At 63.7% G+C, this 11,227-nt stretch carries 7 protein-coding genes; 4 read left to right on the top strand and 3 right to left on the bottom strand.

Annotation, left to right across the window (positions count from 1 at the left end; all coding sequences use genetic code 11):
- Positions 1 to 79: 79 nt before the first annotated feature.
- The 4 genes from D6B98_RS08165 to D6B98_RS08150 all read left to right on the top strand — a co-directional run bounded on the left by D6B98_RS08165 (position 80) and on the right by D6B98_RS08150 (position 6,130).
- Entirely contained in the window at positions 80 to 1,270 is a 1,191-nt protein-coding gene (locus D6B98_RS08165; protein ID WP_126256492.1) for a dihydrodipicolinate synthase family protein, read from the top strand.
- Positions 1,270 to 2,133 carry a sugar phosphate isomerase/epimerase family protein gene (locus D6B98_RS08160; protein ID WP_126256491.1) on the top strand — a complete coding sequence of 288 codons (864 nt, stop codon included), beginning with the start codon at positions 1,270 to 1,272 and terminating at the stop codon, positions 2,131 to 2,133. The genes D6B98_RS08165 and D6B98_RS08160 overlap by 1 nt, the downstream gene beginning before the upstream one ends.
- A gap of 184 nt (positions 2,134 to 2,317) precedes the next feature.
- Positions 2,318 to 2,716: a YybH family protein gene (locus D6B98_RS08155; protein ID WP_245481290.1), complete on the top strand. Its 399-nt coding sequence runs from the start codon at positions 2,318 to 2,320 to the stop codon at positions 2,714 to 2,716.
- A 42-nt stretch (positions 2,717 to 2,758) separates the two neighbouring features.
- On the top strand, positions 2,759 to 6,130 hold the full coding sequence (locus D6B98_RS08150; RefSeq protein WP_126256489.1) for an adenylate/guanylate cyclase domain-containing protein: 3,372 nt from the start codon (positions 2,759 to 2,761) through the stop codon (positions 6,128 to 6,130).
- A 358-nt stretch (positions 6,131 to 6,488) separates the two neighbouring features.
- Here the strand turns inward: D6B98_RS08150 and D6B98_RS08145 are convergent, their stop codons facing one another.
- The 3 genes from D6B98_RS08145 to D6B98_RS08135 form a co-directional block, all read right to left on the bottom strand.
- A complete protein-coding gene (locus D6B98_RS08145) occupies positions 6,489 to 7,877 on the bottom strand; it encodes a Spy/CpxP family protein refolding chaperone (protein ID WP_245481305.1) in 1,389 nt (462 codons plus the stop codon).
- Positions 7,878 to 8,487: 610 nt separating this feature from the next.
- On the bottom strand, positions 8,488 to 9,702 hold the full coding sequence (rocD, locus tag D6B98_RS08140; RefSeq protein WP_126256487.1) for an ornithine--oxo-acid transaminase: 1,215 nt from the start codon (positions 9,700 to 9,702) through the stop codon (positions 8,488 to 8,490).
- 226 nt (positions 9,703 to 9,928) lie between these two features.
- Positions 9,929 to 11,149: a cytochrome P450 gene (locus D6B98_RS08135; RefSeq protein ID WP_126256486.1), complete on the bottom strand. Its 1,221-nt coding sequence runs from the start codon at positions 11,147 to 11,149 to the stop codon at positions 9,929 to 9,931.
- Positions 11,150 to 11,227: the final 78 nt, after the last annotated feature.

Genomic DNA, 11,227 nt, shown 5'->3' with positions numbered 1-11,227 from the left:
GAAGCAATCCAGACTGTTGCCGCGGAGGCATTCTGGATTGTTTCGCTTCGCTCGCAATGACGGGGAGAGGTTTGAAATCATGAACAAGCCCGTCCAACCCATGTCGTCATTGTCGCTCAAGCTGCCGAAGGCCGATCGATCGATCGAGACCTACCGGCTGGCGGCCTCGCGCACGTTCCCGGAGAAGCTCGAGGGACCGCTGAATCGCATCGCCTTCTCCGCTGTGCACACGGTGGCCGATCCCTTCGCGGACAACGATCCCTGGCTCTCGGTTGCTGTCGACTGGGACAAGACCATCGCCTTCCGCGAGCACGTCTGGGACCTCGGCCTCGGTGTTGCCGAAGCCATGGACACCGCGCAGCGCGGCATGGGACTGGACTGGCCGACCTCGCTGGAGCTGATCACGCGCTCGGTCGGTGCCGCCAAGCGTCGCAATGCGCTGGTGTTCTCGGGTGCTGGCACCGACCATCTCGCGGTCGAGGACGCCAAGAGCCTTGACGACGTCATTCGCGCCTATGAGGAGCAGATCTCGGCGGTCGAGAAGGTCGGCGGCCGCATCATCCTGATGGCGTCGCGCGCGCTGGCGAAACTCGGCCGCAATGCCGACGATTACGCAAAAGTTTATGACCGCGTGCTGTCGCAGGTCCGCGAGCCCGTGATCATCCACTGGCTCGGCGACATGTTCGATCCGGCGTTGACGGGCTATTGGGGCACCAAAGACCTCGACAAGGCGATGGACATTTCGGTCGCCATTATCAACGGCAACGCAGCCAAGGTCGACGGCGTCAAGGTTTCGCTGCTCGACAAGCAGCGCGAGATCGATATGCGCCGGCGCCTCGACAAGCGCATCAGGATGTATACCGGCGACGACTTCAATTACGCGGAGCTGATCGCCGGCGACGAGCAGGGGTTTTCGCATGCGCTGCTGGGCATCTTCGATGCGATCGCGCCGGCGGCGTCCTATGCGCTGTCGCGGCTGGCGGCCGGTGACGAGGCCGGCTTCCACGAGGTGCTCGGCCCGACGGTGCCGTTGTCGCGCCACATCTTCAAGGCGCCGACGCGCTTCTACAAGACGGGCGTCGTGTTCATGGCCTATCTCAACGGCCATCAGGATCATTTCACCATGGTCGGGGGACAGGAGAGCACGCGCTCCACGCTGCATCTGGCCGAGCTGTTTCGTCTCGCCGACAAGGCCGGCCTGCTCGCCAATCCCGAACTCGCGACGCGGCGGATGAAAACCGTGCTCGCCACTCACGGTATCGAATCCTGATGCGCGACTTCTCGTCCGATCACCGCTGGCTGTCGCTGAACACGGCGACGGTCCGCAAGCAGGGTGACCTCGCCGCGATCATCGATGCCTGTGCGAAGCACGGCATCCGTGCCATCGATCCCTGGCGTGACCAGGTCGCTGCCGTCGGCCTCGATCGCGCCGCGCGCGCGGTGCGCGAGGCTGGCCTCGATCTGTCGGGTTATTGCCGCGGCGGCATGTTCACCTCGGACGCATCGCGCCGGGGCGAGGTGCGCGACGACAACAGGCGCTGCGTCGACGAAGCCAAGGCGCTGGGCGCGCCGTGCATCGTGCTGGTCGTCGGCGGCCTGCCGCAATATTCGCGGCCGGGCAGCGAGGCCTCGAAGGATCTCGTGGCGGCGCGTGGGCAGGTCGAGGAAGCGCTGGCCGACATGCTCGACTACGCCAGGCAGGCGAAGCTGCCGCTGGCGATCGAGCCGTTGCATCCGGCCTATGCGGCGGACCGGGCCTGCGTGAACACGACCAAGCAGGCGCTCGATATCTGTGACCGGCTCGACCCTGATCGCACCGGCATGCTCGGCGTCGCGCTCGACGTCTATCACATCTGGTGGGACCCGGAGCTGATGGGCCAGATCGTGCGCGCCGGCCAGGATCGCCTGCTCGCGTTCCATGTCTGTGACTGGTTGGTGCCGACGAAAGACATTCTCAACGACCGCGGCATGATGGGCGACGGCGTCATCGACATCAAATCGGTGCGTCAAGCGGTCGAAGCGCAGGGCTTTGCCGGCTATTCCGAGATCGAGATCTTCTCCAACGATTGGTGGGGCAAGCCGATGGACGAGGTGCTGCGCACCTGCATCGCGCGGCACAAGACGGTGGTGTAGTCACAGGTCCGCTGGCCTCGCGGGCTTAGGGACATTGTTGGACTTGCTGGTGCGGGGACGGATCTGTCCTCGTTAGACCCCCGGTGTTGAATAGCCGCCTGGTTCCCGCACGTTTCCGATGTCGCGCACCGCCCAGGAGTGATAGGATGGGGCAATCACGAAGGTCAAAATGAGGGAGGGAATCATGACGAACTTGGCGCCTTCCACGAGCTTCGACCTCAGAGACGAAATTACTGCGGCTTATGTCGCCTGGGATTCGGCGTTCAACAAAGCCGACTCTAAAGCGGTTGCCGCAGCCTATGTTTCGAACGCTAAAGTACTACCACCAACGCATCAGGTCATATCGGGTCCGGAAGAAATCGAAAATTTCTTCGCTGGACTGTTTTCAGGCGGCTTCACCGATCACAAACTAACGATCATGGACGCGGGTGGAGACGAGAAGGTCGTCTTCAGTACGGCAAAATGGACGGCCGACGGCAGGGGATCGGATGGGAGCCGTCAAAGCGTCGGCGGCCTTGCTGCCCATGTGTTCGAGCGTCAAGCGGACGGCTCACTGAAGCTGAGGTTACATACCTTCAACTGAGCTCGCCGTCCAATCGCTGGGCGCCGCGCGAGGAGACTTCGCGTGGATATAGCGGAATGGCTTCGCGGTCTTGGGCTGGAGCGCTACACTCAGGCTTTCCAGGACGCCGAAGTCACGCCTGATGTCCTGCAAGAGCTGACTGAAGCCGATCTGCGAGAGCTTGGCTTGCCGCTCGGCCCGCGGAAGACGGTGCTGAAAGCGATTCAAGCGCGCTCATCATCGATTGCTGCCGCCCTCATTGGTGCTGGTGAACCAGCTGGACAGGTAAGGCCGTTACTACCGTCAGAGGCGGACCGTCGGCAGCTAACAGTCATGTTCGTCGACTTGGTCGGTTCGACCGCCCTCGCCTCGGGACGCGACCCCGAGGAGGTGCGTGAGTTCATGCAGGCCTACCACAACACCGTGGCGGGTGAGATCGCTCGGTTCGAAGGCCACATAGCCAAATTCCTGGGTGACGGCGTTCTCGCGTATTTCGGTTGGCCGCGGGCGCATGAAGATGAGGCGGAGCGTGCCATCCGGGCTGGACTTCGGGTGACGAAGGCGGTCGCGTCCCTGACGGGCCCGGGCGGCTTAGCGCTTGCCGCTCGCGTCGGCATTGCAACTGGTCTGGTCGTGGTCGGTGAACTGGTCGGCGAGGGAGAGGCTCGCGAGCGCGCTGTGATCGGTGAGACGCCGAACCTGGCCGCACGCCTGCAGGGGCTGGCCGAGCCCGGCGACGTCGTGATTGCCGAGTCAACGCGCCGCCTACTCGGCGAGGCTTTCATGTACCGCGACCTCGGCACGGTGCCTCTCAAGGGCTTTCCCGGACCGGTACAGGCCTGGCTCGTCACTGGGGAGGGCGAAGCCGAGAGCCGTTTCGACGCCCAGCACGGTATGGCCACGACCGCGCTGATTGGACGAGACCAAGAACTTGCGTTGCTCTTGGACCGGTGGGAGCGCGCAAAGGAGCGAGAGGGACAGATCGTGCTGCTCGGCGGCGAAGCAGGGATTGGCAAGTCACGACTCGTGCGGGCCCTGCGCGATCACCTCGCAGGTGCGCCGCATACGCCGCTGAGCCATTTCTGTTCGCCATTCCATGCCAACACTGCGTTGTACCCGGTTATTGGCCTTCTTGAACGGGCGGCGGGAATAAGACGGGAAGATGCTCCCGAAGAACAGCTAGATAAGCTCGAAGCCATGCTCGCTCTTGCGACAAGCGACGTGCATGAGAGCGCACCGGTTCTTGCCGACCTCTTGGCAGTTCCAGCAGGTGGGAGATACCCGCCACTCGCGCTCAGTCCACACCAGAAGAAAGAGCGAACGTTCCAAGCCCTGCTGGAGCAGATCCAAGGCCTGTCGGCAAGGCAGCCGCTTCTTGCCATATACGAGGATGTCCACTGGGCAGATCCTACCATGCTCGAATTCCTCGACCGGGCTGTTGACGAAGTGCAGGGTCTTCCGATTCTGATGATTATTACCTTCCGGCCGGAGTTCCTTTCGCGCTGGACAGGCCATGGACACGTGACGGCGCTTTCTTTGAGCCGACTCGGCCGGAGGCAAGGGGCGGCTGTGGTCGATCGGGTCACGGGCGGCAAAATGCTTCCACAAGAGGTGCTTGAGCAGATCTTGGCCAAAACCGATGGCGTGCCGCTATTTGTCGAGGAGCTCACCAAGGCCGTCATTGAGTCCGGACTGCTCAAAGACCACGGCAGCCACTATGAGTTGATAGGTCCGTTGCCGCCGCTGGCGATCCCGACGACACTGCAGGATTCGTTGATGGCGCGCCTCGATCGGTTGGCGCCGGTCAAGGAGGTCGCCCAGATCGCAGCTTGCATTGGGCGCGAATTTGGGCACGACCTTCTGCGATCAGTTACAGCGCTCGACGAGCATGCGCTGCAGCGTGCTCTCAATGAGCTATTAACAGCCGAGCTCATATTCCGGCGTGGAGCACCTCCGGATATTGGCTACAGCTTCAAACACGCGCTGGTCCAAGATATCGCGCATGAGAGCCTCTTAAAGGGCAAACGGCAGCAGATCCATGCCCGCATCGCTGCAGCTCTGGAAGAACACTATCCTGCCCGTGCGGAGGCGGAGCCGGAAACGATTGCTTCGCACTTTACGCAGGGTGGGTTGGCGGGAAAGGCAGTCGGCTATTGGCTGCGGGCCGGCCGGATTGCAGCGGAACGTTCCGCCAATCTCGAAGCGATCACTCATCTCACAAGGGGACTGGAGGCACTGAAGTCCAGTCCACAAGGACCCGAGCGCGATCGCCAGGAACTCGCGCTGCAAACGGCGATCGGAGGTCCGCTGATCGCTATTCACGGATACACGGCTCCGCAATTGGGCACTGCCTTCAGCAGGGCTCACGCGCTCTGTTATGAACTCGATGACACGGGTGCCTTGTTCGCTACTCTTAGCGGGAAGTTTATTTTCCACTTCGTGCGCGGCGACTTTGGTGCCATGCAGATCCTTGTTGCCGAGGCGCAACGCGCCGCCGAGCGGACCGGCGACACGGCGCTTGATCTAGCTGCACATCGTATGGCGGCGCTCACCGCCATGCATGCCGGCGACTTTCTTACGGCTCGCTCGGAGTTCGAAATGATCTTGAGTCGTTATCAGCCGGACACGCATCGGCCGCCGCCAGTTCACTATGTACATGACCCGAAGGCGTCCGCATTACCCTATTTGGCAATTGTGCTTTGGATGCTTGGCTACCCCGAACAGGCCCAGAGGACCAGCCGCGCGGCGTTTGAATACGCTGCGGAGCTGAATCAGACGAACCTTACCGCGCACGTGCAGGTCTATGGCGGAGCGGGGCCTGCGGAGCTGATGGGCGACACGGCGGCTGTGCATGCGCACGCCGATGCAATCATCGATCTCGCCGATCAGCACAGCTTGAACTATTGGCGCTTGAGCGGCCTCATCCTGCGGGGTTGGGCGATGGCAAAAGAAGGTAACGTGCAGGGCGGCCTGCCGCTCATGCGCCTCAGTCTGAACGAGCGAGCCAGGCTCGGAGCCAGTTGGTACCAGGTCCGTTACTTGTGGATGCTCGCGGCAATGTACCGCCAGTTGGGCGACGACGAAAACGGGCTGGCCACCCTCGCGGAAGCGAAGGCCATTGCTGCGCGCAACGAAGAACATATTTGGGAGGCGGAGCTTGCATGCATCGACGGCGAACTGCGTCGTATTGGCGGTGCTTCAGCTGAGGAGGCCGAGAATTGTTTGCAAGCTGCGCTCATAATTGCTCAACGCCAAAGCGCGAAATCCTTCGAATTGCGTGCGGCCATGAGTCTGGCTCGGCTCTGGCGCGACCAGGGCCGGGTGGCCGACGCGCGGGGCCTCCTTGGTTCCGTTTATGGCTGGTTTACGGAAGGTTTTGAAACAGCAGACCTTCGTTCCGCCAAGGCGCTGATGCAGGAACTTGCTGAGGTCTGATTCCTTCTCGTCGTCGCCCACGATGGCGCATCAACATTGACCTCAAACCCCGGCTTATCAATCGCCAATTCAATCTGCGAAGCTGTGGCAATACGAATGCGATTTTCTTACTTCCCACATTCCAATGCCATTAACTCGAAGGAGATGGAGCAGTCTCAAGCGATCACGAACACAAATGATGCTCGGCGGGAGACGAGGTCCGCCGCGGAAGGAGGAATGAGACTGTCGTTTGCATCAGCGCCACACTTCTCGCAGGGAGCTCCGACTCGAGCATGCATGTTCTCGTCTTGCTCTGGGGCAGGAGGTAACGTCACCCGCGTCGTTCGGCCACTGCACAGCGAGAACGCGATGCTGTCTCTTAGGGGCTTGCGACCTGTTGCAGCGTGTTGAAGCGCGCCTTCTGCTCGCTGCTCAGCGTGGCATAGAACTCGTCCAGGGCGGGTTCGACCAGCTTGGCGGCCGTCAGCATGGCCTCGAGCCGGTGCTGCATCGCCTCCAGCCGTCCGACGGGCGTCAGCGGCACGTCGTTCGGACAGGCCGCCTGCAGGCCCGCAACGCCCTTGGCCGTCGCTTCGCTCAGACGGTCGAGCGCCTCCTTCTGTTTGCCTGCGGGGTGGAGCACAGCCTCGACCCTCTGGATCGGCAACTGCGTTAGGCTGAACTTCGGATCGCCGCAGCCCTCGGCACTGGCTTCCTGCGGCTGCGATGATCGCTCGCCGACATTGGGGCCGAGCGCACTGAAGCGGGCCTGCTGTTCGTCACTGAGCGAGTTGTAGAAATTCTCCAGTGCCGGTCGCACGATCTTGACGGCTTCCAGCGTCGCGCTGATGCGGTTCATCATCGCGCGCAAGCGGCCAGGGGGTGTCAATGCATAGGTCTCAGCGCAGGAGTCCTTGAACACGCCGGCAGCGTTGGCGGCTGCGATCTTCAACTCGTCGAGCAGTGCGCGTTGCTCCGGCGTCGGCTGCACCGCGCGCGCGATATCGGCAAGCGGCCAGGCGGTCACGCCCTTGTCCGGTGCGCCGCACAATTGCTGGAGCGTTTGTCGGCTCACGCTGGCGCGTGGACGCGCGCGGTCGCCGCGGGCTTGCGGATAGTCATACGGGTTGGTGCTGGCATAGGCGGAGTAGGGGCTATCACCACCCCAGAACACGGTATCGACGAAATCGTCGTAGGCGTAGGCCCAATAGCCGGGCTCGTAGGCATAGGACCAGAACGTGTAGTTGAAAATGTCAGAATAAGCGTAAGGCCAGAACACGGGCCCAAGCCAGGCCACGAACACCGCGGGATGGCGATGTCGCCAGGCCTGCCGGGGAGCCCAGCCGCTCTGGCGGGTGGTGAGGGCCGCCTGGGCTTGCGCAGGGGCCTGCTCGCGGAAGCGCTCGGCAAACCGCCCGCGCTGGGCGGCCTGGGCAGCGGCCGCAACAGCTGGCGCCCGCCCGGCGGGAGCTTGCAGTCCAAGCTGCTGCTGACGCGCCAGGTCACTTTGTTGAGCGCGCTGTTCACGCTGAAGCAAGCGATTCTGCGTCTGGAGCGTCCGTTGCTGCTCGCGCAACGCCCGCGCGCCTTCCGGTTTCTGCGACTGGAGTTGCTGCACGCGCTGCTGCAGGCGATCGATGCGGGTCTGGCGCTCCGTCGTCTGGCGCGACAGCATCTCGCGCTGCCGCTGCTGCACCATCTGCTCGCGCTGCTGGACTTGCTGCTGGCGCTGTTGCGCGCGCGGTTCGATCTGATCTCGCCGCGACATCCGCTCGCTCGCGGCCGGCGGTCCGCTGGGCCGGGAGGGGGCGGCGATGTGCGGCGTCGGCCGGGGCGCCATGGCCGGACGTTGCGGTGCTGCCGGCGTCCGATGGAGTTCAGGTCGCGGCGCCGACACGTGCGGAGCTGCCCGCGGTGGCGGTGCAGCGGAATGTGGGGTCGGGCGCGGTGGCGGTGAGGCGATGCGCGGCGCAGGATGTGGCGCCATAGCCGGCCGCTGCGGGCTGGCCGGGGGATGGAATGCCGGCGCGGCGGGACGTGCCATGGCAGGCGGCGCAGCCGGACGGGACATGGCAGGTGGCGCAGCCGGACGGGCCATGGCCGGTGGTGCTGCTGGCTGAGGTGCCGGCGCTGCGGCTGGACCCGGTGGCCCGCCCCTTCCATGTCCATGGCCATGTCCCTGGCCGGGTCCTTGGGCGAGCGCGCCGACGCTCGGCGCCAGCATCGAGATACCAACTAAAACGGCCGTAAGGCAAACGCCACGCGGAAGCATGATCCTAGCTCCCAGCTCGTAATCGCCCACGACGTTTCAACGCGCAGATTGCGGAATCGTTCGTTGCTGGCGGCGGCCGGCATGCGATCTTCGGACGCAGGCAGTCTCAGGAGAAGTCCTGCGTCAGGATGGTGGCGAGCCGCTCCAGCGCCCAGTCGACCTGGTCGCTTGTGATCACCAGCGGCGGAGCGATCCGGATCGTTTGCTCATGGGTATCCTTGGCGAGGATGCCCTTGCCCCGAAGCGCCTCGCAGTAGCGGCGCGCGCGGCCGGCCTCGGGATGCAGCTCGACCGCCAGCATCAGGCCGCGCCCGCGCACTTCGCGGATCGTGTTGGCGCGGATGTCTTTCAAGCCTTCGAGAAAGCGCATGCCCTGCCTGGCCGCGTTCTCGATCATGCCTTCCTCGACCAGCACGCGCATCGCGGCGCGCGCCACTGCGCAGGCAAGCGGGTTGCCGCCGAAGGTCGAACCGTGCTGCCCGGGCCTCAATGTCCCGAGCACGTCGTTGTTCGAGAGCACGGCCGACACCGGATAGAAGCCGCCGGACAGGGCCTTGCCGAGCAGCGTCACGTCGGCCTCGATTCCCTCGTGCTGCTCGGCGAGCAGCTTGCCGGTGCGGCCGAGGCCGGTCTGGATCTCGTCGAGCACGAGCATCACGTTGTTGTCGGTGCAGAGCTGGCGCACCTCGGTGAAATAACCGGCTGGAGGAATGATGACGCCGGCTTCGCCCTGGATAGGCTCGACCAGAAAGGCGACGGTGTTTGGGGTGATTGCGTCTTGCAATGCCGCGGCGTCGCCGAAAGGGATGATCCTGAAACCCGGCGCGAACGGCCCGAAATGTGTGCGTGTCTCGGGGTCGGTCGAAAAGCCGACGATGGCAAGCGTGCGACCGTGGAAATTGTTGGCGCAGACGATGATCTCGGCCGCACCATCCGGCACGCCTTTCACCTCATAGCCCCATTTGCGCACCGCCTTGATCGCGCTTTCGACTGCCTCGGCGCCGCTGTTCATCGGCAGCACCTTGTGGGAGCCGGTGAGCGCGGCGATCTCTTCGTAGAACAGGGCGAGCTGGTCGTTGTGGAAGGCGCGCGAGGTGAGTGTCAGCCTGTGCGCCTGTTCGACCATTGCCGCCAGGATCTTGGGGTGGCAGTGGCCCTGGCTGACCGCCGAATAAGCCGAGAGGCAATCGAGATAGCGGTTGCCTTCGGTATCCCAGACCCAGACACCTTCGCCGCGCGACAGAACGACCCCGATCGGCTCGTAATTATGGGCGCCAAAGCGTGCTTCTGTCGCGACGAAATCAATGATCGACGAGCTCATCTGTCGTCACTCCATTGCTGCGCGGCGGCGTCCGCCGACTAGTCCGGAGCCGTCAACTCTGATGTGGGTGTCAGCCAACCGTCTTGGAAGCCTGCCTGCGCCCGATGGCGGGGCCCGGCCTGATTTGGCTGAAATGTCAGATGGTTCTGCGGAACCACAGGGCCTCGTTCGCCAACCCGGGCTCTACTGTGCATGGGGTTGTTTTGGCGTTTTTGTTTTGGAGGCCTCAGCCGATCGCGCACGGCACGCTCAAAAAGCCGCGAAATCGCACCCGGCCGCCCCGCACCGGCTTGCCGCTCACAGCATAGTTCGGGAAACGCGCCAGGAAGCGTGAGATCGCGATCGCCCCTTCCAGCCGCGCCAGCGCCATGCCGGCGCATTGATGCGCGCCGGTGGCGAAGGCGAGATGCCGGTTCGGCGCGCGCGCGATATCGAAGCTCTCGGGGTCGGGAAACTGCGCGGGATCGCGGTTGGCCGCGCCAATGCACAGCGTCACCGACGTGCCGGCCTCGAGCACGACGCCGCCAAGCTCGACCCGCTCGGTGGTCATGCGATTGCCGAGCTGGTTGGAGCTCTCGTAGCGCAGCATCTCCTCGACCGCGGTCCTGATCATGTCGGGGTTGTCGATCAGCCGCTGCTTCTGGTCCGTATGCTGGTCCAGCGCCACGAGGCCGTTGCCGATCAGGTTGGTGGTGGTCTCGTGGCCGGCATTGAGCAGGAAGATGCAGTTGTGCAGCAGCTCGTTCTCGGTCAGCCGCTCGCCGTTCTCCTCACCCTGGATCAGGCGCGTCAGCACGTCTCGCTCGGGATTGCCGGGCTTGGCGCGCCGTCGCGCGACCAGCGTTTCGAGATAGGCCAAAAAATCTTGCACCGCCTTGTTGCCGCGCGCAGCCGCGTCGGGCGACACCACGGGTTCGAGCGCGCCGAGGATCGCCAGCGACCAGTCGCGCAGCGGCCCGCGCTCGTCATGGGGGACGTCGAGCAGATTGCCGATCACCTCGATCGGGATGGACGCGGCGAAATCCTCGATCAGCTCGCATTGTCCCTTGGCCGCGATGGCGTCGAGCAGACCGTCGACAAGCCTGATGAGATCGCCCTCCATGCCGGCGATCGCCCGCGGCGACAGCGCGCCCATGATCAGGCGGCGCACGCGGGTGTGCGACGGCGGATCGTTGAACACGAGGCTGGTGGTGTGATGCTCGTAGAGCGGGGTGTCGCCGTATTTCGGCGCGAACTCACGCTTCTTGTCCGAGCTGAACGATTTGGTGTTCTTGTAGGTGGTGACGAGATCGTCATAGCGGGTCAGAAACACGGTGCCGCTGCGCAGGCGCTTGACCGGCTCGTTCTCCCGCAGTGCACGATAGGTCGGATAGGGGTTGTCGTAGAACTCGGGGGTCAGCTTCTGGAGATCGAAGCTTGCCGCCAGCTCCTTCGCATTTGCGTTCATCCCGTTATACTCGCCGGTTAAAGCCGTTATGCCGTTTTTGTTGTTCTGATCGGCGCATGCATGCGTCTACAGTCTGCG

This window comes from Bradyrhizobium sp. LVM 105 (genome assembly GCF_003957705.1).
GTDB lineage: Bacteria > Pseudomonadota > Alphaproteobacteria > Rhizobiales > Xanthobacteraceae > Bradyrhizobium > Bradyrhizobium frederickii.
This window is presented reverse-complemented; position numbering and strand designations above follow the sequence as displayed.

Coding starts and splice junctions, on each gene's coding strand:
- D6B98_RS08165 (WP_126256492.1), top strand. CDS start 80: ATGAACAAGCCCGTCCAACCCATGTCGTCATTGTCGCTCAAGCTGCCG.
- D6B98_RS08160 (WP_126256491.1), top strand. CDS start 1,270: ATGCGCGACTTCTCGTCCGATCACCGCTGGCTGTCGCTGAACACGGCG.
- D6B98_RS08155 (WP_245481290.1), top strand. CDS start 2,318: ATGACGAACTTGGCGCCTTCCACGAGCTTCGACCTCAGAGACGAAATT.
- D6B98_RS08145 (WP_245481305.1), bottom strand. CDS start 7,877: ATGTCGCGGCGAGATCAGATCGAACCGCGCGCGCAACAGCGCCAGCAG.
- rocD (WP_126256487.1), bottom strand. CDS start 9,702: ATGAGCTCGTCGATCATTGATTTCGTCGCGACAGAAGCACGCTTTGGC.
- D6B98_RS08135 (WP_126256486.1), bottom strand. CDS start 11,149: ATGAACGCAAATGCGAAGGAGCTGGCGGCAAGCTTCGATCTCCAGAAG.